Source organism: Shewanella sp. 10N.286.52.E4, from assembly GCF_041468785.1.
GTDB lineage: Bacteria > Pseudomonadota > Gammaproteobacteria > Enterobacterales > Shewanellaceae > Shewanella > Shewanella electrodiphila.
Genome location: NZ_JBFRJJ010000025.1, coordinates 20936 through 46101, shown reverse-complemented (window position 1 = coordinate 46101; position 25166 = coordinate 20936). Strand labels below are relative to the sequence as shown.

Annotated in this window: 21 protein-coding genes; 15 read left to right on the top strand and 6 right to left on the bottom strand. The window is 42.2% G+C overall.

Features of this window, described 5'->3' with window-relative positions; translation table 11 throughout:
• Positions 1-8: 8 nt before the first annotated feature.
• Positions 9-866 (bottom strand): ComF family protein, encoded by an 858-nt coding sequence (locus tag AB4153_RS15480; RefSeq protein WP_371998067.1) that lies wholly within the window; start codon positions 864-866, stop codon positions 9-11.
• 55 nt (positions 867-921) lie between these two features.
• On the opposite strand from AB4153_RS15480, the gene AB4153_RS15475 reads away from it, so the two are divergent.
• Both AB4153_RS15475 and AB4153_RS15470 read left to right on the top strand, forming a co-directional pair.
• On the top strand, positions 922-1788 hold the full coding sequence (locus AB4153_RS15475; protein WP_303516450.1) for an alpha/beta fold hydrolase: 867 nt from the start codon (positions 922-924) through the stop codon (positions 1786-1788).
• Between the two features lie 66 nt (positions 1789-1854).
• Complete coding sequence (locus AB4153_RS15470) at positions 1855-2388, top strand: hypothetical protein (RefSeq protein WP_371998066.1); 534 nt, start codon at positions 1855-1857, stop codon at positions 2386-2388.
• Between the two features lie 317 nt (positions 2389-2705).
• Here AB4153_RS15470 and AB4153_RS15465 read toward each other — a convergent pair whose 3' ends face one another.
• On the bottom strand, positions 2706-3656 hold the full coding sequence (locus AB4153_RS15465; protein ID WP_102526174.1) for a LysR family transcriptional regulator: 951 nt from the start codon (positions 3654-3656) through the stop codon (positions 2706-2708).
• A gap of 140 nt (positions 3657-3796) precedes the next feature.
• On the opposite strand from AB4153_RS15465, the gene AB4153_RS15460 reads away from it, so the two are divergent.
• Positions 3797-4087 (top strand): putative quinol monooxygenase, encoded by a 291-nt coding sequence (locus AB4153_RS15460; protein ID WP_371998065.1) that lies wholly within the window; start codon positions 3797-3799, stop codon positions 4085-4087.
• A gap of 266 nt (positions 4088-4353) precedes the next feature.
• On the top strand, positions 4354-5298 hold the full coding sequence (locus AB4153_RS15455) for a hypothetical protein (RefSeq protein ID WP_371998064.1): 945 nt from the start codon (positions 4354-4356) through the stop codon (positions 5296-5298).
• A 122-nt stretch (positions 5299-5420) separates the two neighbouring features.
• On the opposite strand, the gene AB4153_RS15450 is transcribed toward AB4153_RS15455, so the two are convergent.
• Both AB4153_RS15450 and AB4153_RS15445 read right to left on the bottom strand, forming a co-directional pair.
• Positions 5421-7778: a Tex family protein gene (locus AB4153_RS15450; protein ID WP_102526177.1), complete on the bottom strand. Its 2358-nt coding sequence runs from the start codon at positions 7776-7778 to the stop codon at positions 5421-5423.
• Positions 7779-8100: 322 nt separating this feature from the next.
• Positions 8101-9033 carry a helix-turn-helix domain-containing protein gene (locus tag AB4153_RS15445; protein ID WP_371998063.1) on the bottom strand — a complete coding sequence of 311 codons (933 nt, stop codon included), beginning with the start codon at positions 9031-9033 and terminating at the stop codon, positions 8101-8103.
• Positions 9034-9228: 195 nt separating this feature from the next.
• Here AB4153_RS15445 and AB4153_RS15440 point away from each other — a divergent pair, with 195 nt between their 5' ends.
• The 10 genes from AB4153_RS15440 to envZ all read left to right on the top strand — a co-directional run bounded on the left by AB4153_RS15440 (position 9229) and on the right by envZ (position 20520).
• Complete coding sequence (locus AB4153_RS15440) at positions 9229-10179, top strand: DmsE family decaheme c-type cytochrome (protein ID WP_371998062.1); 951 nt, start codon at positions 9229-9231, stop codon at positions 10177-10179.
• Between the two features lie 14 nt (positions 10180-10193).
• Positions 10194-12182 carry an MtrB/PioB family decaheme-associated outer membrane protein gene (locus AB4153_RS15435; protein ID WP_371998061.1) on the top strand — a complete coding sequence of 663 codons (1989 nt, stop codon included), beginning with the start codon at positions 10194-10196 and terminating at the stop codon, positions 12180-12182.
• A 46-nt stretch (positions 12183-12228) separates the two neighbouring features.
• Complete coding sequence (locus tag AB4153_RS15430) at positions 12229-14742, top strand: DMSO/selenate family reductase complex A subunit (RefSeq protein WP_102529583.1); 2514 nt, start codon at positions 12229-12231, stop codon at positions 14740-14742.
• 12 nt (positions 14743-14754) lie between these two features.
• Positions 14755-15435 carry a DMSO/selenate family reductase complex B subunit gene (locus tag AB4153_RS15425; RefSeq protein ID WP_102529584.1) on the top strand — a complete coding sequence of 227 codons (681 nt, stop codon included), beginning with the start codon at positions 14755-14757 and terminating at the stop codon, positions 15433-15435.
• Positions 15436-15485: 50 nt separating this feature from the next.
• Positions 15486-16172, top strand: coding sequence for a molecular chaperone (locus AB4153_RS15420; RefSeq protein ID WP_248956586.1), 687 nt, complete (start codon positions 15486-15488; stop codon positions 16170-16172).
• A gap of 52 nt (positions 16173-16224) precedes the next feature.
• The gene (locus AB4153_RS15415) at positions 16225-16707 is read left to right on the top strand and encodes a hypothetical protein (RefSeq protein ID WP_371998060.1); all 483 of its coding nucleotides are present in this window, start codon (positions 16225-16227) and stop codon (positions 16705-16707) included.
• A 94-nt stretch (positions 16708-16801) separates the two neighbouring features.
• Positions 16802-17287 (top strand): transcription elongation factor GreB, encoded by a 486-nt coding sequence (gene greB, locus AB4153_RS15410; RefSeq protein WP_102529587.1) that lies wholly within the window; start codon positions 16802-16804, stop codon positions 17285-17287.
• Between the two features lie 161 nt (positions 17288-17448).
• Positions 17449-18234 carry a hypothetical protein gene (locus tag AB4153_RS15405; RefSeq protein ID WP_248956583.1) on the top strand — a complete coding sequence of 262 codons (786 nt, stop codon included), beginning with the start codon at positions 17449-17451 and terminating at the stop codon, positions 18232-18234.
• Positions 18235-18430: 196 nt separating this feature from the next.
• Positions 18431-19156 (top strand): two-component system response regulator OmpR, encoded by a 726-nt coding sequence (ompR, locus tag AB4153_RS15400; RefSeq protein WP_102529589.1) that lies wholly within the window; start codon positions 18431-18433, stop codon positions 19154-19156.
• 41 nt (positions 19157-19197) lie between these two features.
• Positions 19198-20520: a two-component system sensor histidine kinase EnvZ gene (gene envZ, locus AB4153_RS15395; protein WP_102529590.1), complete on the top strand. Its 1323-nt coding sequence runs from the start codon at positions 19198-19200 to the stop codon at positions 20518-20520.
• A 97-nt stretch (positions 20521-20617) separates the two neighbouring features.
• Here envZ and hmpA read toward each other — a convergent pair whose 3' ends face one another.
• On the bottom strand, positions 20618-21811 hold the full coding sequence (gene hmpA, locus AB4153_RS15390) for an NO-inducible flavohemoprotein (protein ID WP_371998059.1): 1194 nt from the start codon (positions 21809-21811) through the stop codon (positions 20618-20620).
• A gap of 365 nt (positions 21812-22176) precedes the next feature.
• On the opposite strand from hmpA, the gene AB4153_RS15385 reads away from it, so the two are divergent.
• A complete protein-coding gene (locus tag AB4153_RS15385) occupies positions 22177-24165 on the top strand; it encodes a methyl-accepting chemotaxis protein (protein WP_371998058.1) in 1989 nt (662 codons plus the stop codon).
• Positions 24166-24646: 481 nt separating this feature from the next.
• Here the strand turns inward: AB4153_RS15385 and AB4153_RS15380 are convergent, their stop codons facing one another.
• Positions 24647-25120, bottom strand: a complete 474-nt coding sequence (locus AB4153_RS15380; protein WP_371998057.1) for a peroxiredoxin — start codon at positions 25118-25120, stop codon at positions 24647-24649.
• Between the last annotated feature and the right edge of the window lie 46 nt (positions 25121-25166).

The window sequence follows — 25166 nt, the reverse complement described above, 5'->3', positions numbered from 1 at the left end:
CCCAAACATTATTTAAGTAACCCTGGTGCTTCAGCTCTAGCTAAGCACCAGCATTGTACATGGACATATTCGGCTGCAAACAATTGGCTAATTTCATTCACTGTGGTGCCAGTAGTGACGACATCATCAATCAATGCGATTCTTTGATAAGGTACTCTTTTAGCAACAGTGTTTGAACTTAAAGTGTTTAAACTTGAAGTGTTTGAGCTTGAAGTTTTTGAGCTTGAAGTGTTTGAGCTTGAAGCATTTAAGTTTAAGCTAAATGCCCCCGCGCAATTTAATCGCCTTGCTTTGCCATCTAATCCGGCTTGTGCTTGGGTATCAACATCTCTGACTAACAAGGCATCATCCATGACAATGCCTAATTGTTGGCTTAATGCCTTAGCAATTAACCATGCTTGATTAAATCCGCGCGACTTTAAGCGATTGGGGTGCAGCGGCACAGGAATGAGCACTTGTGGTAATTGAATCATATCCCTCGAAACCAAATCCATCACTCGAATAGCCAGCACCTGCACTAACGCCGCTAATGAGGCACATTGTTGTTGATATTTTATCGCTGCAATCAATTCACCTAGCCCTTGATGATAACTGCATGGCGCAATAACCATTATTGGCTCAGTTGACTGACATTGGCCACAATAGCGCTGTAATAGCATCATAGCCTTACCGCATCCTAAGCAGACTTCATGCTGATAAAGTCCAGCCACTAAACAGTGCTGACACACGCCAGAATGCGGTTTCTGCAGATCATACGGCTCAATATCCTGACTGCATAACATGCAGCGATTAGGGAGATTACGCAAAATTGCGTGCTTAACAATGCGAAAGCCTGCATAGCAGGCTTGTCGGAGTTGCCAATCCATATAATATCCTTATCCTGTATGGCAATTAACCCAAACTCAATCTTGAGGAAACCCCGTGCAGTCCAACTTACCTCAGTTACACGTTCACACTGTGGGCGAAGGCCAAGATCTTGTTTTGCTACATGGTTGGGGAGTTAACTCTGCCGTTTTTCATCCATTACAAACCGCGCTTAGTCATTATAGAGTGCATTATGTCGACTTGCCGGGATTTGGTGATAGTGCTGAAAATACTGGAGATATCAATGCGTGGGCAGCACAACTAGCACAGCAATTACCAAAAAATGCTGTGTGGCTTGGTTGGTCATTGGGCGGCTTAGTCGCCACTCAAATCGCCATAACTTACCCTGAGTCAGTTAAAGCCTTAATCACTGTGGCTTCATCACCATGTTTCATGGCTCAAGAAGCTATTGTTCAAGAATTTAGTGAACAAGACGTTTTTGCTCAAACGTATAGTGACCAAGATAGGGTTAATCAAGCACCTAAAAACAAAGCGTCATGGCCGGGTATCGCACCTAAGGTGTTAGCGCAGTTTTCTGAGCAACTGCAAATTAACTTAGCCAAAACCGTTGAACGTTTTTTAGCGATTCAAGCCATGGGCAGTGACACTGCTAAAAATGATATTGCCGCGATTAAGAAACTGGTATTAGCCAAACCTTTACCTAGCCAAGTCGTGCTTGATCAAGGTTTAGGGATGCTGCGTACGGTGGATTTACGTTCACAGCTGAGTACTATCCAACAACCATGGTTAAGGATTTGGGGCAGATGTGACAGTTTAGTTCCGAAAAAGATCATCAAACTTTTACCCCAAGCAACAAGTATAGAAGACGTTGTTCACAATAAAGCATCTCACGCACCGTTCATTTCACACCCACAAGCATTTTTAGCTGAATTACTGCCTTGGATCGAAAAACATACAGACTAAGCCTATAAAACCACTTGTAAATTGACTATAATTTAAACGTTATTCGATATTATCAAAGTGAGCTTTATGCTGGTAGTGACCAATTATCCCCAAGTACCGATTGCGACAAGTAATGTTGCAACCGATCTTGCGCGCGCGGATAACCAGCAAGCTAAACCGATATTGCCGCCGCAAGAATTGTCTAAAGCGCACCAAGAGCGCGCTTACAATCAGCAAAATGAGCGTTTAACCCGTCATGAGTTGATCGAGCAAAAGCAGCAGCAAAAACAGTCGACTGAACAGCAGTTAACGCAACAACAGTCTCAACAACAAGCGTTAGGGCCAAAAGGCATTTTTCCGCAATTACTGCGTGTTGCCGCTAACAGTAATCCGACAATCCAACGTCGTGACATTCAACAAAAAAATGCCAGTTCAGCTCCAGTTGAAGCAGATAAAAGCGCCAAACAAGATAACAACCGCACTATCCAAAGCTTATTGTTAAATGAGGCTAATAAAGAGCAGTCAGACGCTTTTTACCAGCAACTCGGCGAGCGTGTCGGCAAGTTTTATCAGCAACAAACCACCCCTTCAGATCACAACCAGCTATTTGCGTTAGTGTAAATAAACCACTGTCTATCCGCTAACTAGCCCAGCACTGTTTTATCCTTAAAGTACTTTTATTAACTGTCATTTCATAACTGTCGTTTCATAGCTATCACTTCATGACTATCACTTCATAACTGACCAATTCATAACTGACCAATTCATAACTGTCGTTTCATAACTATCACTTCATAACTGACCAATTCATAACTGTCACTTCATAACTGTCGTTTCATAACTATCACTTCATAACTGACCATTTCATAACTATCACTTCATAACTGGCCACGTCATAGATGACGATGTTTATTGCTGTGTGTTTTCTTATAGTTTGATTAAAAGCTGTTTTTATCAAGACTCCGCTGTTCAAGGATGCCTTCATCAACTAACTGCTTAAGAATATGCAGGGTTTTCTCTCTGAAGCTATCTCTCAATAGCCTTACAGCAGGCGTAATCGACTGTCGGCTTGGGCAAATCAGCCATAGTTCAGTTGGGCTAGGTGTAAAATCAGGCATTACACTCACAAGCTTACCGGACAAAAGATCTGCTGAAACATCAAGGAATGACTTTACCGCCAAGCCCTTGCCAGCCAAACACCACCGCCTTGCCAGTTCACCATCATTACCTGCACGGTTACTGTTCATTTTCACTTTATATTGGTGATTATGGCTATCAGTAAAACACCATTCATCATGCACAATATCGTACAGTTGATATAACAGACCATTATGTTCAGTAAGATCATCAGGGTGTTGAGGTTGACCAAACTTGGCGATGTACTCAGGGCTGGCACACAAAAGTTTCGGCACATTACAGATTTTAAACCCGTATACGTTGGCCTCTGTTGGCGAGCCATAACGCAGTGCCATATCCACAGCATCACGATAGAAGTCAATATTACTGTCACTGATACTGGTGCGAAGATTCACCTGTGGATGACTATCCATAAATTCATCTAGCCAAGGTATCACCAAGTTACGCCCAAAATCAGACGAGAGTGCTATACGTAAATTGCCGTCAATGATATCGAGATCATCTTTAATATTTTGCTTAGCTTGCGCCAGCATAGAGAGGGCTTTCTCACATTGAGGAATATAACGCTCGCCTGCAGTAGAGAGCCTTAAATGCCGTGTAGTACGTACAAACAACTCAACACCTATGGCATTTTCTACCCGTTTAACTGCCGCACTGGCTGTTGCCGTTCGCATATCAAGGTTTTCGGCAGCCGCGGTAATACTGCGAAATTCAGCTACCTTTGAAATCACAATCAAGTCTTCTAATAACATAATTATCAATTTTAATTTGAGAATATATCAAACATTACGCTGTTTAAGATGTTCATGACAAGGACTAATATAGATTCATCAAACGAGCACAGCGCAAATAGCGCCATTTAAATTTCAATATAAGAATAGGATTATTCAACATGACTAGACTCACTATTGTGGCAAACATCATTGCTAAAGCAGACAAAATTGAATTAGTAAAAGCAGAGCTATTAAAACTGATTGAGATCACTCGCGCAGAAGCAGGTTGCATCAATTACGACTTGCATCAAGATAACGAAAATCCAGCTCATTTCATGTTTTATGAAAACTGGGAAACTCGTGAGTTATGGCAAACACATATGGGTAACACGCATTTAGCTGAATATATGAGTGCAACCGAAGGCGCTGTTGAGCAGTTTATTTTAAATGAAATGACTCACATCGCTTAAACTCAGGGCTTTATCTTCTGTTTAAATACGCAGAGCGATCTCCTCATCCACTATAAAGCGCTAAGTCGATACCGAATTAGCGTTTTTATTGCATTAGCCCCACTAAATGATATCTTCCGCCATGACCGTTATTTACTGCAAATATGATGACTTATGGCCTGCACAAGCTAGGTTTTGATTCACAACCCTATAATTATTGAGTATTGATAAGTAATTAATTATATTGGATTAGCTAATCATTCCATTCCCAAACAAAAGAGGCAAAGATGACATCATCAAGATATACCTTTGCTGTGAATATTTGTTTGTTTTTCAGCATCCTGCTCCTAGCAACATCTGCACTAGTCATGCCAGTACTAGCAAAAGATATGGTTATATTAAATCAACCTGACTCTGTCCATGATACCCGCTACGAATATAGCTATAAGCTTATGCAGCTCTCTTTAATTCATACAGAAGATGATTTTGGAGACTGGGAGATAACCACCTCAGATTATCCAATGACATCAGGTAGAGTCTTACCTGAATTAATGACTGGCGAGTTAATCAATGTCATCGCCGAAGCGCCTAAAACACAATGGAGTGAAAAACTTATTGCCATTGATGTGCCATTACGAAAAGGTGTTCAAGGATTTCGCATCTTCATCATCAAACAGCAAAACCAATCACTATTTTCTGACATCAACACATTCGAGCAATTCAAATTGATACCGACAGGATCAGGGATGTTTTGGTCAACACGCTTTGCAATGGAAAAAGCAGGGATGGATGTGGTTATTGGTTCGAGTTACGATGGGCTTTTTCATATGCTTGATAAAGAACGCTTTATCAGTTTCGGTCGCGGAATTAATGAAGCCTATGATGAAGTTGAAACCTATGGCAAAATTTATCCCGATTTAATCGTCGAGCAAAACACCTTATTACATATTCCATTAGTCACACTATTTCATGTATCGCCCGCACACCCTCAATTAGCCAACCGAATAAAAGTAGGTCTACAGCGTATCAAAGATAATGGATTATTTGACGAGGCATTTCACCAAGAGCATTGCCAGTTTTTAGTGAAAAGTCAGCTTAGTCAACGCCAAGTATTTACTATCGATAATGAGTTAATCAGTAAGCAAGACCATAAAGAAATGCTCAAAAATAAAGAAGTCATATCACCAAAAACAAACTTTGATGAAATTTGTCTGACTTACATAGAAGAATAACCATCAAAGCCGTTTCTCATCATACCAACAAGCAATAAAAAAGCCTTAACACAACGAATTATCTCGATGTCATTAAGGCTTTAATGTCACTGTTTAGCTATTTAATAATAGCGAGAACAATATTACTTTTTGAGTTTTGCAAACGCATTAGCAAATGCATCGCCCATTGCCGCATTGGCAGGGGCTTTGTTTTGCTTACCTTGGCCGCCTTTAGCTGACTGACCTTTAGAAGCTGCTTGTTTGCCTTTGCCAGCACTTCCTTTACCTGAAGTCTGTGGCTTATTCGATGATGCTTTAGCTTGTACTGGCTCATCTAAGCGCATACTTAATGCAATGCGGCGACGTTCAGTATCAACTTCCATCACTTTGACTTTAACCACGTCACCCGCTTTAACGATAGTATGCGGATCGCTAACAAACTTATCTGTTAATGATGAAATATGCACTAAACCATCTTGATGCACACCCACATCTACAAAGGCGCCAAAGTTAGTCACGTTAGTGACAACCCCTTCGAGGATCATTTCAAGTTTGAGATCTTTTAACTCTTCAACACCATCTTTAAAGCTGGCAGTTTTAAACTCACCACGAGGATCTCGCCCAGGTTTATCAAGCTCGGCCAAAATATCAGTAATAGTCGGTAAACCAAACTCTTCAGTGACAAACTCTGCTGCATTAAGCTCTGATAGTAATGCCGTATTGCCCATTAACTGCGTAACCGTTTGCTGTTTCGCTTTAGCAATCGATTCCACTAATTTATAGGCTTCTGGGTGAACAGAAGAGCCATCTAATGGATTTTTTGCCTGAGGAATACGTAAGAAACCGGCAGCCTGCTCATAAGCTTTAGGGCCTAAACGCGCGACTTTCAATAATTGCTTACGGGTCTCAAACTGTCCGTTTTCATCACGATAAGTAACGACATTCTTAGCCAAGGTTTTATTTAAACCGGCAACCTGAGCCAGTAATGGCGCTGAAGCCATATTTAAATCGACACCAACACCGTTCACACAGTCTTCGACAACGGCTTCAAGTGAACTAGATAACTGGCTTTGACTCACATCATGCTGATATTGGCCGACACCAATGGATTTTGGTTCAATTTTAACTAATTCCGCTAACGGATCTTGCAAACGACGTGCAATCGATACCGCGCCACGAATCGATACATCCAGATTCGGGAACTCATCGGATGCTAGCTCAGAAGCAGAGTAAACAGAGGCGCCGGCTTCGCTGACCATAATCTTAGTCAGGCTCGGGTGGGTCTCTTTCATAAAGCTAATCACTTCAGCCGCTAATTTGTCAGTTTCACGTGATGCTGTGCCGTTACCAATCGCAATCAACTCAACTTTATGCATTTTAACAAGGTTAGATAAAGTACGGATCGACTTGTCCCAAACGTTTTGCGGCGCATGTGGGAAAATAGTGGTGTGAGTAACAAATTTACCTGTGTTATCCACAATCGCGACTTTAACACCAGTACGTAACCCAGGATCTAAGCCCATTGTGGCTTTAGCACCCGCTGGCGCCGCCATTAATAAATCACCTAGATTACGAGCAAAAACATTAATCGCTTCAGCTTCTGCACGTTCGCGCATCGCACTGATGAACTCAGTTTCCATTTGTAGGGCAATTTTTACCCGCCAAGTTGCAGTGACCACTGTTTTTAGCCATTGATCAACGTCAGAGTCAGACAGTTTTAAATTGAAATGCTCAGCAATAATCACCACGCAATAGCTGCTTTGCGCCACTTCTGCTTTGGGATCTGCATTCATCGACAGGCTCAACACGCCTTCGTTGCGACCACGAAGCATGGCTAAAGCGCGGTGAGATGGGACTTTAGTGATGGTTTCAGTATGCTCAAAGTAATCACGAAACTTCGCACCTTCCTTTTCTTTACCCTTAACCATTCGGCTTTCAAGCACAGCTTGCTGACGCAAATGCTGACGTACTTTCTGTAATAAATCCGCATCTTCAGCAAAACGTTCCATTAGAATAAAGCGCGCACCATCGAGCACTGCTTTGTTATCAGCAAAGCCGGCTTCTGGATTGATAAATTCAGCTGCTTTCGCATCAAGGTTAGTTTGGCGATGAGCTAATAAAAAATCAGCAAGTGGCAATAAGCCTGCTTCAATAGCAATCTGACCTTTAGTGCGACGCTTAGGCTTATAAGGAAGGTATAAATCTTCAAGACGAGTTTTGCTATCAGCAGTATTTATCGCCTGCTTTAATTCTGGCGTTAATTTTCCTTGGGTATCAATGCTTGAAAGGATAACTTGCCTTCTTTCTGCTAGTTCACGTAAATAACCTAAACGGCTATCTAAGGTACGTAACTGGGCATCATCTAAACCACCCGTTGCCTCTTTACGGTAACGAGCAACAAAAGGAACGGTAGAACCATCATCAAGTAACGCGATAGTCGCTGAGACTTGTTGCTCACGAACATTCAGTTCTTGAGCGATAATTTGAGCAATACTAAGCATAAAGGGTCTTATTCGGCGTTGAATAACAAATATCGCCCAAAGATAGCATAATCAGCTAAAAACGTTTATTGAGATTACGATTTTTTCACGGTTTTAGTGCTTCACAAAACACAATTTGCTTTTCAAATAACGAGGTTTGGATTCAGAAATGAATCTAGATACTGTGACAAGGCTCAGCAAAACACCTCTAAAGTGATAGAGGAAGCAACTTAATTAATGGCTAATGTGACTTACTTCTAATTAACAATAAATCCAATTAATAATCATTCGCAAACGTAACAATTGATACATTTATTTAATCTTACCTTTTCATAGTTTAAGTTTAAATAATATTTTGACGTTTGACATATTCTGTAGGACAACAACCAACAGTGTTAGAAAATTGACGACTAAATACTGAAAGATTATTAAAACCACACTCATAAGCGGTCACTTTTATATTGCCATTATTTTTATTTAAAATATAAATAATAGCATTCGCTTTGGTTTTTTTAATTATGTCTTTTACGCAAAAACCTTCAATTTTAACTTCTCGCTGTAAACTCCTAGACGACATACCAAGCATATTTGCTAATGCTACCAAGCTTAAATCTGCAGGTGAAATACTATTAGCTGCCGCATTAACACGTTCTAAATTAGAGATTTTTCGCGGTATTAATGCGTTGACAAGCACCTTATCTCGTTCATCTTTTTTAACGAAAACAGAAAAGGACTGGCAGTTAAACTTGACGTTTTCCAGTAGATCGACATTATAGCCATAGAAAGAACGACCGAAAGGTAACTCTATGATTACATCGGATTTATTTGATTCACTAAATTTTAAAACATACATCATAGATGCATATATAAAGAGATCGTCGTACTTCGAAGCTAATGATTGCTGTGAACGTTTTGCAATCAAACCAACAGAATCGGCTGTCTCTGTGTTGGTCCAATTAAGATCTGACACTTGATTGTAGAACTGGGTAAACGCAATCAGTTTACTGGCATTGCTCACATTACTAGACAGGTCGATTCGAGTGAATTCTTCGATGCGTTGATTGAAAAACTGGACGAAGTCGACAAAGAAAAAAGGATTATTAGTATTCTTTTCAATAAAATTTAATAAGTTAGTTATGGTATTAAAACTTATTAATTCTTCATCAGACAAATATTTAAAATGTGCATATTCAGCCGGTAACGGAAAGTTAATTCTTTCACAATACTCACATACTATTTTTGTATGAATTGCCGGTCTGCATTTATATTTAATCATAAGGGGAACTTTTTATTTATACCAATGTCATTGCAGAAAGTATTTTAATTTTTTTTGTTACCCCTGATATAGATCCTGATCACAAATGTCGCTTTATGATAAACGCAATTCTTAGATTTGAAATTTACAATTCTTTAAAATACCCCTTATTGATTAGTCCATTTTTATAAATTCGATTTAATAAGGTCAGGTGACATGATGAACTGGTGTCGAAACATCCTAGCTTCTATCAGTGTAATCCTTTATTTGTGCTCATTTAATGCCGCAGCAGCGCCATGGGATGACATGACAGGTGAACAAGTTTCTCAAAAATTAGTGGAGAAGTTTGCTGAAGGTAAGTATTCCCCTAAAGGAGCAGACAGCTGCTTAATGTGTCACCAACGCACTGAAGGCGTTACTGACATTTTCAAAGGCGCACATGGCGACTTAACCAGCAAGGACTCTCCAATGGCGGGTCTTCAATGTGAGGCCTGTCATGGTCCACAAGGCAACCACAACCGTGGTGGTAAAGAGCCAATGATCCAGTTTGGTAAAGACAGCAAACTTGATGCACCGACCCAAAACACCGTTTGCCAAGGTTGCCATAACGACCCAGAACAAATGGCTTGGCATAGCAGCACTCATAATCTCGAAGAGATTGCTTGTGCAGATTGCCACGTAGTGCATGCCGCTAAAGATCCTGCATTAGACGAACTTACCGTTAATGATACTTGTACTAGCTGTCACACCCGTGAAAAAGCCGACATGAACAAACGCTCAGCTCACCCAATGAAATGGGATCAAATGACCTGTATCGATTGTCACTCGCCACATGGCTCAATGTCAGAAAGTGCACTCAATAAACCGACTGTTAATGACACCTGTTACAGCTGTCACGCTGAAAAACGCGGCCCAATGTTATGGGAGCACGCACCGGTCACTGAAAACTGTGTCACTTGTCATAACCCACATGGCAGCGTTAACGAAGGCATGCTCAACAACCGTGCACCGCAACTATGTCAACAATGTCACGCTGATGACGGTCACGCGAGTCGCGTTGTTTTACAACCTGGAATGGATGCCTTTGGCGGCGGAAAAAGCTGTTTGAACTGCCACAGCCAAATCCATGGTTCTAACCACCCAGCTGGCAGCTTGCTGCAGCGTTAATTAGGAGCCATATCATGAATTTTAAATTGAATGTAATTACCGCTTCTTTATTGTTAGCTTCTGCGCCAACCATGGCCGCTAACTTTGCAGTTGGTAATGCCAATACTGAAAACCTAAACCAAGAAAAGTATGAGTGTAAGCGTTGTACTAATACTTCAGGTTACAGCGGCAACATCGATATTTCAGCTGGATACATCGATAGCGATGATGTCCATGCTGCTAATGCATTAGGTACCGATCAAGATGGCTTTGTCACTGCCCTTAGTGGCGATGTTGAATACCAAGATGAAAATGGCTACCAAGCCAGTATTCAAGCCCATCAATTAGGTTTTGAAAACAGCACAGCGAACATCAGTGTGGGTCAAAAAGGCTTATTTAATGTCGATGCCGATTATTCACTGATTACCACTTACAAATCAGGTGATGCGCAAAGTAATCTTTATTACGATGACGGCATGATGTTGCCTGGCGACACTTACGTATTTGAGTTATCTCAACAACGTGAAAAAGTCGGTATTGGTGCGGATTTTAATCAAGACTTTTATCAAGGGTATGTGCGTTTCGACCGTGAAGATAAAACCGGTTACAAGAGCAGCAGCTTAGTCAGCCCAAGCCCAGTTAACTTTGGTCAGCGTGTTGATTCCACCACGGACTCGTTTACTGCTGGCGCAGCGTTAACCGGGCAAAACTGGTTAACGGAATTAAGCTACTTTGGCAGTCAGTACAAAAATAATACTGAAAACCTCAGCTTACCTACTGACTACGATGTCTACTCAGCCACACCGGATAATGAAGCACACCAAGTGTCGTTATCAGGCCAGTACCAACTAGACCGCACTATTATGTCTGGTCGCTTTATTGTTGGTCGTATGATCCAAGATGACGATTTAATTCAAGTTGCAGGTAACCCAATTCAAAACTGGGACGGTGAAGTCGATACGACTGATGCCAATATCCGTATTACTTCAATGCTAAGCAACCGTTTACGCGTTGGCGGTAGTTACGACTACAGCAACCGTGAAAACAACAGCTCGGTATTTGAATTCCAGCAATACAACTTCGATAGCGTCAGCGGCACCTTTAAAGAAAATGTCGCCACAGATGTTGAGCGTTCAACGTTCAAGGTCAATGCCAGTTACCGCATCGCCAGTGGCTACCGCCTACAAGCCGGTTACGACCGCAAAGATATCGAACGCACCTACAGCGACCGTGAAGAAACTAATGAAGATAGCTTATGGGCAAAATTGTCTATCCGCGCCATTGATAACTTCACCATTGATATGAAAGCAGGTCACAGCAATCGTGGCGGCTCTGAATATCAAGCCACTGAATTAACCTCGAGTGAAGACAATTCACTGATGCGCAAATACTACCTTGCGGACAGAGAGCGTAACGAAGTTGAACTGCGCGTGAGTCACACGCCGCTTGATTGGTTAAGCATCGATTTTACTGGTCGTTATGCAAAAGATAACTATGACGACACAGTGATCGGATTAACTGAATCAGAAGATTACAGCTACGACATTAACGTCAATATGCAACTGACTAAGCAGTTCTCTGCTTACGGTTTTGCAGGCCAACAATGGATTAATTCAGCCCAGGCAGGGAGTCAAAACTACAGCGACCCTGACTGGTACGCCGACATTGAAGATGAGTTTATCAACTTAGGTGCAGGCGTAAGTTACGGCGGCTTAATGGAAGATAAGCTGACTTTAGGCGCTGATTACCTGTTCAGTAATTCAAGCAGTGACACTTATGTTACCGCTGATGGTACTAACCCATACGGCGATTACTACTCCTATAACCATAGCGCGAGTCTTTACGCTAACTATGCCTTGAGTGATGACATGGCATTGAAACTGACTTATCGCTACGAACGTTATTACGACACTGATGACGCTCAAATGACCACTGATCAAGTGCCAGGCATGGTTACCCTGGGCGAGCTTAATCACAATTATAACGCCCATCAGATCATGCTGAATTTCAGCTATGTGCTGTAGTCGTTGAACGAACGCACTGAATAAATTTTAGTAAGAGGATTTAATAATGGAACGCAGAAGTTTCTTAAAAATGAGTGCTGCTTTAGGTTGTGCTGCCACCGTTACTGGTTGTAATTCCAGCTCAAAAGATGCTGAGCCAGTACCACCGCAACCACCAGTTGATGAAGCATTAACTTGGTCGGCATGTCTAGTAAACTGTGGCTCAAACTGCCCAGTTAAAGTTTACAGCCGCGACGGGATGATTACCCGCGTTGAAACTCACCATGATGTACAAGATGAGTACGGTATGCACCAAGTTCGTGCTTGTGCACGTGGTCGTTCATTACGTCAACGCACTTATGCATTTGACCGTTTAAAATCACCAATGAAACGTGTTGGTGAGCGCGGCGAAGGTAAGTTTGTGCCAATTACATGGGAAGAAGCAGCGAGCACTATCGGTGGCAAACTGACTTCTGTTATTGCTGAACACGGTAATAAGGCGATTTTCAGAAGCTACGGCTCTGGCGCATATTATGGTTTCGCATCAAATGGTTGTTTCAACCGTTTATTCAACTTAGTTGGCGGTTGCTTACAATACTTCGGTAACTACTCTTGGGCGCAACAAACTGAAGCGGCTAAACACACCTTTGGTACTGGTAGCACATCAGGCTCTGCCACTGTAACGCTTGAAAGCAGTGACTTTTTATTAGGTTTTGCTTACAACCCAAGTGAAATCCGTCAATCAGGCTCAGGTGAAGGTTACGATTACTTACAGGCTCTGCAACGTGCAAACGGCCTTAAAGTCACGATGATCGACCCACGTTACACTGACTCAATGACAGGTAAAGAATCATCTTGGTTACCAATCCGTCCAGGTACTGATGCTGCATTAGCAGAAGCTATTGCTTACTTGATGATCAGTTCAGGTTGGGTTGACGCAAACTCTATCGACTTCATCAATAAGAACAGTGTCGGTTATGACGCGGCTTCAATCGAAGCACAAAAAGCAGAATTTGCAGCCAGTGGCGATGCGAAAAAAGTTGAATACGCTGCAGCAATGGACAGTGCAGAGAACTACTACGACTACATCATGGCGCAAGGCAAGTTTGCTGACCGTGAAGCGCGTACGCCTGAATGGGCTGCGAAAATCACTGGTATTTCTGAAGCCAACATCAAGCAAGTTGCAGACGATTTAATGGCTTCTCAAAAGCCTTACATCATTGCTGGCGCGGGTGTTAACCGTCAAGCAAACGGTGAACAAACCGTTCGTGCTATCTACATGCTAGGTGTATTAGCAGGTAAATTAGGTCGTGAAGGTTCATCAAACGGTGAACTACCAAACATGACTAACATGTACCGTGCTTCTATCCCTACAGGCACTAACCCAGTGAAAGAAAAAATCTCTTTCTTCACTTGGTCAGAAGCGATTCACAATGGTGAAACCATGACTGCCCGTACTCACGGTATTACGGGTACTGACGACTTAGATACGCCACTTGGCACTAATATCAAAGTGATCATCTCAGCTTCTGATAGCTCGCTATTGAACCAACACGCTGACATTAACGGTACTGCAGAAATCTTAAAAGATGAAAGCGGCGTTGAGCTTATCGTTTCTTGTGATTGCTGGATGACCCCAGGCGCTAAATTTGCCGACATCATCATTCCAGATACTTCTTGGTTAGAATCAAATGACTTAGTTGATGACTCTTATGCTTCTGGCGCAATGGGTTACATCACAGCAATGAAAGCCGCTGTAGACCCAATTTGGGACTGTAAGTCAATGTACCAAGTATCAGCAATGATCGCTGATGCAATGGGTGTTGGTGCTGAGTTTACTGAAGGTAAAACAGAAGATGAGTGGTTAGAAGAGCTTTACCAACAAACTCGTTCAAACAGCAAAAACTTAGGTGTGACTCCTGCGTTCCCATCAACTTACAAAGAAGCACAAGAAATTGGTTTCTTCCGCAAGAACATGGAAAACCGCAACGTGGCGCTACAAGGTTTTGTGAATGGCGGTGAAGCACTAGCAACACCTTCAGGAAAAATTGAAATCCACTCTGCAGAGCTTGCATGGCGCTCAGCAAACTGGGAACAAAACAAAGTTAAAGGCGACACCATTACTGCAATCCCACAATACACAGTAACGTGGGACAGCTATGAAGATGAAGACACCAAAGATGATTACCCACTGCAATTAGCGGGTTACCACACTAAGGGCCGTACTCACTCTAGCTACCACAACGTACCTTGGTTACGTGAAGCGGTTGAAGATGCAGTATGGATGAACGCGATTGATGCTCAACAGTACGGCGTAGCCTCTGGTGACACTGTCGAAATGTATAACGAACGTGGTTCTATTGAAGTGGTTGTACGCATCACACCTCGCGTACTTCCTGGTGTCGTTGCTTTAGGTCAAGGCGCTTGGTTCAAACCTGATCCAAATGGTCGCACTGGCTCTTCTGGCAAAGTCGTGGACATTGGCGGCGCGATTAACTCGCTAACCCGTTACATGCCTAGCCCAGTGGCTAAAGGTAATCCACAACACACTAACCGTGTTCAACTTCGTAAAGTTTTATAAGGGAGCGCTACCATGAGCGATGCTATCCAATATTGTTTCTATGTCGATACGACAAAATGTACTGGCTGTAAAGCCTGCCATATCTCTTGTAAAGACAGACAAGGCGAAGAGATTCGCAATGCAACTAAGCCAGTTGAAAACGGCGTACCTAGTTTAAATGGTGTTAACTGGCGCCGCGTATATGAATACGGTGGCGGATCTTGGAATGTCGATCCAGCAACTGGTACTTTTGAGCAAGACGTATTTGCTTACTACATGTCTATTGGCTGTAACCACTGTAGCGAGCCAGTTTGTGTTAAGGCTTGTCCAACAGGTGCAATGCACAAACGTCGTGAAGACGGTTTAGTGCATGTGGCTGAAGACTTATGTATTGCCTGTGAAAGCTGTTCACGTGCATGTCCATATGACGCGCCGCAATTAGATCAAGAACGTAAAGTGATGACCAAGTGTGACGGTTGTTATGACAGACTAGCTGAAGGGCGTAAGCCTATCTGTGTTGAATCTTGCCCAATGCGTGCAATGGATTTTGATACAGTAGAAAACATTCAAGCTAAATATGGCGCTGGTGATGGGCATATTGCACCATTACCAGATCCATCAATCACTACACCTAACTTGATCATTAAAGCAAACCGCAATGGTCAACCAGCAGGTGCTGGTGCAGGTAAAATCTTGAACCCTAACGAAGTATAATCAGATCTGGCGGTGGTGCTTCATCACTGCCCTTTTTGAGGAAAAGTTAAATGAGTATTGAACAGTCAGTTGAACAGTTAAGTGAATACCAAGCAATCGCACGTATTTTACATAACCTATTTTGTCATTATCCAGATGCTGAATTAATTCACAGCATGGTAGAAAATGACGTCGCTGCAACTTGGCCTACATTTGCCAACCGTAGCGATAATCAACAAGGACGTGACGCTCTAACAACCTATCTGAATCATTGGAATGAAGCCGAACAGTTACTTGATTTAAAAGTCGACTACGGCCAGCTTTTCTTTGGTCCTGGTGAACCTAAAGCTATTCCACAGGGTTCTGCGTATTTAGGTGAAGATCAAGTGCATTTCGATGCATCAACCATTGCACTCATTGATTTTTATAAGCAATACGGGGTTAACTTCGACCTAACAATGCCACAGCCAGTGGATCATATCGGTTTGTTCTTTAGTGTACTGGATTCAAGCTTTGCTACCTTGCAAGAGGCGGCGACTAACCCAGATTCTGACACTGATGCACAGCAGCTAACACAGTTTATCCAAGTGCTATTGCAACAACATATGTTGCCATGGGCAGGACGCTGTTTAGAGCTGGCCAAAATCAATGCTGAGACCGACTTTTATGTAGGTATCTCGCTATTGGCTAATGACTATTTAGCGGAACTAGCCGAAGCATTTAAAATATTACCTATGCCAAGAAAGTTATTTAGGTAGCTGTTTAACCTGGTTTTATACTCGATATATGTTGTTTTCGTAGGAGCTTGTTATGTCAGTCATTCACGCAATGGGCGAGCAATGGGATAAGGCCGAATGGTCGCATCAATTGGTCGCGTTTTGGCAACAAGACACCTACGTAAACAGCCTTTTAGTCGGGGCAACCAACGCTACTACAATTGCCAACTTAGTCGCCGCTTTAATTGATGAGTCCCGCAGGCAAGTCTGTATTGAGTCAGAGTTTGCTAATGCTGATGTTTTTAGCGCCCTATTCGATTGCTTTTTACTCCTCTTCGTCAAAGAAATAAACAGCAATGATCTCAGCCAAGCCGAAGCGTTAATTGTGCAAATCACTGAGCATTATGCCAAACAGTGTTTGAAGCAAGCCGATACTCAGGCTAACGCAAGTAATCAAAGCATTGATGCCAGACACGCTGTTATCTGTAATCAGAGCCAAAAGGTTATCACTGCGATGAGTCAGTTATCGCAATTACGTCATCAACGTCGCAGTCAAAGCCGAAATATGGGTAACTAGCCCCATACTTATCAAAAAGCGCTATCGACAACCGCACTCCTTTTAGGTAATTTCACTCAATCAGATATATCAGCATCATTGAGTAGCAAACCAAGTGAAGACCAATCTCATCACCCCGGAAGGGATGACCAAACTAAAAACTGAATTGAACTATCTATGGCGAGAATACCGTCCTGAGATCACCAAAAAAGTGGCTTGGGCAGCTAGCCTTGGTGACCGTAGCGAAAATGCTGACTACAAAGAAAACAAACGTTTATTGCGCCAAATCGATGGTCGAGTCCGTTTTTTGCGCAAACGTATCGAAAGTTTAAAAGTCGTTGAGTATGCCCCAGAACAAGAAGGAAAAATCTTCTTTGGCGCTTGGGTCGAAATTGAAAATGATGCCGGTGATATTTTACAATTTCGCATTGTTGGTCCTGATGAGATTTACGGCGATGCTAAAGGCTATATTTCTATTGATTCACCCATGGCCCGTGCATTACTCAAAAAAGAAGTCGATGACGATGCCGTTGTCCCTACCCCCAATGGCCCCCAAGATTGGTATATCAACAAGATTTCTTATACTAACTTAGAGGTATAATAAACCTGACACCTGCCCAAAAACAGTGCATTACTCATACATACGTCAACTTTATGGCGAATTATTCTACAATTTCTTGCCCTATGATGTTTCTTTACTAAACTTGAGATCCGGTTTTTATTTACCCTGTATCGAGTAAATAACATAAAAAAGGAACTTTTATGTGTAGTAGGGTTTTCTGGATGATGTTAGTTGGTGTGACGCTTCTGATGCTGATAAGTTTCAAGGCACAACCGAGTAACCACCTACCTGAATACATCATAGGCAACTGGCTTAGCCAGCAAGCTGGGCATATTGAACTACTGCAAATAAATGAAGATCAAAGTTACCTGCAAATTGGGCTGGACTTAAATGAGCCGAGTAATAGTTTCGCTGAATGGGGCAGTTTTGCGTTATCTAATACCACCGCTTTCGTGGATATGCCAATATCCATTTCCTTCAACCCCACCTTTAGCAATAACCCATCCAAAGGGTTTATCACCTTACTTACTAAGCACAATCACAGTCATGTTTACCTCAATAATGACGCATCAAGATTGCAGTTGAATATGGATAAACAAGCCGACAATTCCATCGACAATATTGTTGAATACGAACAACTGCGCTCGCGAGACATTGAAGGTTACTGGTATAACCAAGAATATGATGACTTGTATGCCGTATTGATGCTCGATAATGGCTTATATGTACAGTTACAAATTAACTTTGACCATGATGACGAACTCACGGGAATGGAATGGGGTCAATATCAGCATCAATCAGATTCTGAAGAAGTTTATTTTCAGGCTCAATATGATGACAACAACCAAACAGGCTTTAGTCGCTACGGTGAAATTGCATCGGCAGCTTTTAATGTCAAACTTCATGATGATCAGCTCATCTTCCTCCTCGATAACAACGAAGATGGCGTGATTGATACTTTTTCGCGATTAATGCGAAAAAACTGATTTAGTTACAATTTCTAATATTCCAATCAATATCATTAAATTCAATTAATTTCATAGACTTAATCTAATAACTTCGTCATATTATCCCTGCACAATCATAAACTACTATTACACCTCTTGTTTGCACTCTAATAAAGTCGCTATATTTAGCTTACTAACTGTATTTAGCGCCGAAATTTAGACAAAAGGATATTTCATGGGCCAGGAAACATCTAAAATTCTCGTTGTCGATGATGACATGCGACTCAGATCATTATTAGAACGCTATTTACTTGAACAAGGTTATCAAGTGCGCAGCGCAGCTAATGCTGAACAAATGGATCGCTTATTAGAGCGCGAAAACTTTCATTTATTGGTTTTAGACTTAATGCTGCCGGGTGAGGATGGTTTATCAATCTGCCGTCGCTTACGTCAACAAGAAAACCCAATCCCAATTGTCATGCTCACCGCCAAAGGCGACGAAGTTGACCGTATTATTGGCTTAGAACTTGGCGCCGATGATTATTTGCCAAAACCGTTTAATCCACGTGAATTACTCGCGCGCATTAAAGCTGTGATGCGTCGTCAAACAGCAGAAGTGCCTGGAGCACCAGCGCAACAAGAAGAAGTGATTAGTTTTGGTGACTTTTCATTGAACCTTGCAACCCGCGAAATGTTCCATGAAGAAAAAAGTATCGCTCTCACCTCGGGTGAATTTGCCGTGCTTAAAGTATTGGTATCTCACCCAAGAGAGCCATTATCGCGCGATAAGCTCATGAACCTTGCCCGTGGTCGTGACTACTCAGCACTAGAGCGTTCTATTGACGTACAAGTGTCTCGCTTACGCCGATTAATCGAAGTTGATGCCGCTAACCCACGCTATATCCAAACGGTTTGGGGTTTAGGTTATGTGTTCGTGCCTGACGGCACTGCTCGGGGTTAATTTCTATCAGCCAGTCACAAACCATTAGCCAGCCAAAAGCAATCAAACTGAAATGGTGGCAGCGTTTTCTGCCACGTAATTCTTTCAGCCAAACCGTATTGCTTATTGGTAGTTTGCTACTGATTAATCAACTGGTTTCTTACCTCTCTGTAACGGTTTATTTTATTAAACCCAGTTATGAACAAATCAACCAACTCATCGCACGACAAATAAACTTATTGTTTATTGATGGTGTTGTCATCACCCGTGAAAACCTCACCGTTGTTGATGCCCTCAATGCAAAAGTGCGCGATGATGAGATGAAAGTTTACAATCAGCAAAACGCCATTGCAGCGGGGCTCGAATCGGCCACCTATTATGGTTTTTTATCCGAACAAATGTCTGAGTACCTTGGCGGCGAAGCGGAAGTGCGCTTTTCTCAAGGTAAACAACTGCAAGTGTGGATCAGACCGCCACAAGCACCGACTCTGTGGATAAAAGTACCGCTGACAGGGTTAAACGAAAATGATTTATCACCACTAACATTGTATTTATTGGTAATTGGTGCGCTCAGTGTCGCTGGTGGATGGTGGTTTGCACGCAGGCTCAATAGGCCGCTTAAGCGTTTACAACGCGCTGCTTTCTCTGTATCTAAAGGCGAATTCCCAGAGCCATTACCCTTAAGTGGATCATCTGAAATCGTCGAGGTAACTCACGCTTTTAATCAAATGTCTCACAGTATGAAGCAACTTGAGCAAGATCGAGCGTTACTGATGGCTGGCATATCCCACGACCTACGTACGCCACTGACACGTATTCGCTTAGCCTCTGAAATGATGGTGGATGAAGATCAATACCTTAAAGATGGCATAGTCACCGATATTGAAGATATGGATGACATCATTAACCAGTTTATTGCTTATGTGCGTCACGACCAAGAAAGTGCCAGAGAGCTTAATGATATCAACCGCTTGATCCAGGAAATCAACCAACAGGAAATGCACCGAGAAGGCAACATTGAACTCAATTTACAAGATTGTCCATTGGTGCCTTTTCAAAGCGTGGCGATTAAACGAGTATTAAGTAATTTAGTAGAAAATGGCTTTCGCTACGGTAACGGCTTGATAAAAATCAGTTCGTATCAAACCGCTAAAGGTGTCAGTTTTATTATCGAAGATAACGGCCCTGGCATTAATGAAGCAGAGATTGAAAAGCTGTTTCAACCATTCACCCAAGGTGACAGTGCCCGAGGTTCAGTAGGTTCAGGTCTTGGCTTAGCCATTGTGAAACGAATTATCGACCGTCACCACGGCAAGATTGAACTTAAAAACCGACCTGAAGGCGGCCTTAGAGCGCAAGTATGGTTGCCAATAGAAAACCAGTAAGTGGCTCTTAGCTAACCCTGTTTTAAGTCAATTTCATTCAACAAAAAAGCGACTCGATGAGTCGCTTTTTGCTATATAAAAATCGGTTTAATACAGATTATAAATCTGCGTGAGGGCCAAAGACTTCGTAATGTAATTGCGACTCTGGCACATTTAACCCAAGTAATTGCTGCTTGATGGCTTTCATAAAACCGATAGGGCCACAGAAGTAATACTCTGCATTTGGCACAATACTTTCGGCGATGTTATTAAGCTCTACAGTCCCTTCAAAATCAAAATCTTCGGCAGGTAAATCTGTCGCTAAAGGCTGGCGATACCAAACGTAGCTTTCTAAGTTGGTATTCACATCTCGTTTGGCTTTAATTGCTTGTTTAAAGCTGTGCTGTGCGCCATCTTCACAGGCATGAACCCAAGTGATATTCGCTGTATGTGATTGCGATAATAGCTGGTTCAACATGCTCTTCATTGGCGTAAGGCCGACACCAGCCGACAACAACACTACAGGCGTTTCAGCAGCGGTATTCAGCACAAAATCACCCGCAGGTGCAACCACATCGATGATATCTCCGACTTGGTAATGCTCATGCAGTAAGTTAGAAACTTTACCGCCCTGTTCACGCTTAACACTAATGCGGTACGTACTGCCATTAGGTGCATCTGATAATGAATACTGACGAATTTCAGTAAACTCAAGCTGTTCATGCTCAAGCGACACACTTAAGTATTGCCCTGGAGTGAATTCGACGACTGGCTGACCGTCTTCAGGTGCTAACAGGAATGAAGTGATAACTGAAGACTCTGCTGTTTTTGCTTTAACCACAAAGCGGCGTGTGCCTTCCCAGCCGCCAGTTTTAGCCGCTGTTTGTTGATAAAGCTGTGCTTCGCGGTTGATAAAGATGTCCGCTAAAAAGCCATATGCATTACCCCAAGCGGTCAGCACTTCTTCAGTCACGGCATCGCCGCCGAGTTCTTTAAGTGTCGCTAAAAGGTGACCACCAACAATGGCGTACTGCTCTGGCTTGATTAAGAAACCTGTGTGTTTATGGGCAATGCGCTCAACTGCGGCGCCCAGTGCTTCTAGGTTATCAATATTTTTTGCGTAAGCGGCAACGGCATTAAACAAGGCAACAGGTTGGCCACCAGTATGTTGATGGGCCAAGTTAAATACATCTTTTAACTCAGGATTATGTTCAAACATACGTTGATAAAAATGCGTAGTCAGTGCAGGACCTGCCGCTTCTAATAATGGAATAGTGCTCTTAACAACGTCTTTAGTATGCTGATCTAACATAAACAACCTCTAATATGTATTTAAAATGCATGTTTTAACAAGATAATAAACATGCATTTGATTTAGATCAATATATTTTAGATTAATTTCATTTTATCTAGCGCTCATTTAACAATTGTTCTCATACATTCGGTCGTTCATAAGCAAGTAACACCTTATATCCACTAAGAGATAGAGCAATGACTCTATTTAGGTGTTAACCCCTATTTCATTGCAATCATCTTAGTCTTTTTTACATTTAACCATATAAAAAACAAGGATTTAATTACGCACCAAGATACAAGTTGATACACAAAATGTAATCTTACTGTCATATTTAATTCATAAAATCCTCAATACTTAATCTCCAAAAAGCTAACATTTCAATGAAGATTTCCACTCTTTCCTTAACAGCTTCGGCAATATTGTTGCTACTGGCAGGACTTTTAGCGGCCACAGTCCTTTGGAGTACAGACAAACGTCAGCAAGTCGAATTACAAGCAAATACTCTGCAACAGATACAACACACTTTTTTGCTCAAGGTTCGCCCCAATATCAATGCTTATTTGCAATCGGGAGACAGTGAAATTCTTAGCCAAGCAAGGCAAGAACTCACCGAAATCTCCCATCAGATCGGCCAAATTGACTTAGCTTCAGCAACAGCAGCCACCACCTCTATACAGCAATTTTTAGCTGAATTTGTCGCAAATTTGAATAACCGCTACCTTGCGGCAGGAAAACTAGCAGGTAACCCAAGGCAGTTACTGGCTTATTCAGAGTCTGAAATGCTTGATAATAATATGCGCCTCGCCGCTTACGCCGAAAAAGGCTTGGCAGTGGATGCTGATTTAGCCCAATCATATTTACAATTAACCCGTGAGCTACCACCATTGGTGTTTCAGTTATCACAACTCACTGAAGGCTATTTAATAGGTAAAGACAGTCGCTTAGAAGCTAGCCTACAACGTAATATACAAGCGCTAAATCAATGGCATGAGCAATTAACAAAACTCTCTCTAATTGGAATTTTTGAACAAGAAGAAGTCGATGAATTTGCCTTAGGTGCAGATGAGCCTGAGCAGTTTGAAATAGGTGAATCTTATCGCGATGAATTACTCAGTTTAAGCCTGCGCTATGACAAAGAAGTGGCCAATACCCATAACTTACTCGCCGATAATCTTTTGGTGCAATCACAATTGTCTGCCGACACTGATCAAGTGGAGCAACAGTTGCTGCGTCTAGGAAAAGTGCACGCTGAATATGATCATGATTTAAAAAAGCAGCTACAAACCATTTTATATTCAATGGTGATTATCATTGGTTTATTTGCCTTTGGTTATTTATGGCTGCAGCAACGCCGAGTTGTACAACCGCTAAAACGCTTAAATGCGGCCTTTATGAAACTAAGTGAGTCCAATCAGCGTGAGCAACTTCAAATTAATAGCCGTTGTGAAACAGGCCAAATAGCAAGTCACTTCAACCAACTATTAAACCGATTTGAGCAAGAAGACGAAAGTCAGCGTCAACAAGTGTCTAAAGTATCGCACTCATTAAGCTCATTAATTGACAGGATCAAGCAAATCTCGACCACCACAGAACAAACTCAAGAAGTGGTCAATGTCGCGCAAACACAAACCAGCCATTTACGAGAACTAGCCAGTGAAGTAGAACAAAACTCATCCATTGTTGAGCAAAAAGCCACTGCCACCATGGAACATATGCAGGCAAGCCAAACCCAAGCAGAAGCCGTATTAGAAGCGACTGAAACATCGCAACACGCAGTGACCAATTGTTATGAATCACTGACCAACTTATCGACTTCTGTCACGGATGTATCAAAAATTATTGATGTGATTGGCAACATCGCCGAGCAAACGAATCTACTGGCCTTGAATGCAGCTATTGAAGCTGCCCGCGCAGGCGAACAAGGCCGCGGCTTTGCCGTTGTTGCTGATGAAGTGCGTAACTTATCTCACCGCACTCAAATATCCCTTAAAGATATTATGAATATTTTAGAACAACTTACGGTATCTAATAAGGCATTAACCCAAAGCGTACAAGGCATTGGTGATGCGACCGAAAGCCAACAATTACGCGCAACTCACTTGTTAGATGTTGCCAAAACGGTACAAGCCCAAGCCAGCGAAATGGTCGGCACCGCAAAACAAGGCTCTGACTTTGCTAACCAACAAGTCAATTATTTAGATGAATTTGTCACCGCAATGGAAAGCCTCAATACCCATGCACAAAGTGCATCAGATCAAAGCCAAGCTATCGCCACTGAAGTCGCAGAGAGTGTCAGTACCATTGAGCAAAGCTTAGGAATTGAAACAGAAGTCGTTGTGGCTGCAACGGCAAGAAGAAGTGTGTTTTAGTGATGTGAATTATTCATTATTTAATGCATTTTAAATAAGACATAAAGTCGTGGCGCTTCCCTTCACCTCGAAAGCTAGCCGAATCTTAATTGCAGGATGCACTAAATGCCTCGAAGCACATGGATGTGCGAGAAAGGCCATGTTTGGACTTACGTATTCTGTTCATAAAGAGTCTGCAACTTCATATGAACTGTCGGGCTCAATGGTCTCCGTGAGAAGTGCCCGAGACGATTAAGTGAATTAGCGTGAGGTTGGCATGGATGCCAACATAGCCTCAGTTAAGCCATGGATGGCGCATCTGAAGCGTTAGCTAATTCACTTTTATCGTCGAGGAAACAGCACTTATTCGGAGCGGATGGGAGATCCAAGAGGGAGTAGCCGTTCACTCCCTTTTGGCCAGTGCAGGGTGGAACCCTGCGATTGTATCTTTAAATAATCGACATGAAATCAACAGTATAAAAGTGAGTCAAACTAGCACCATTTATAACGTTGCTAATATCGCTTCTGCTGTACTCACTTCAAACGACTTTGGTGCTTCTACATTCAAAGTGGTCACCACACCGTTATCTACAACCATGGCATAGCGTTGTGAACGTACGCCGCCAAATCCTGCGGTATCCATGTCTAAGCCTAATGCTTTGGTAAAGCTTGCATCGCCATCAGCTAGCATGGTGAGTTCAGATGCATTTTGTGCTGCGCCCCATGCTTTCATGACAAAAGCATCATTAACTGAAACACAGGCAATTAAATCCACGCCTTTGGCTTTAAGTTGGTCAGCGAATACTACAAAGCCCGGTAAATGCGCTTCTGAACAAGTTGGTGTAAACGCGCCAGGTACAGCAAATAGCACGACTTTTTTAGCGGCGAAAAACTCACTTACGTCATGGTTTAGCATGCCATCATCTGTCAGTTCGCTTAATGTACCAGCGGGTAAAGCTTGTCCTTGTTCTATCATGGGGAATCCTTATCTTTCGATTTACGTTTAAAAGTAATATTAAAAT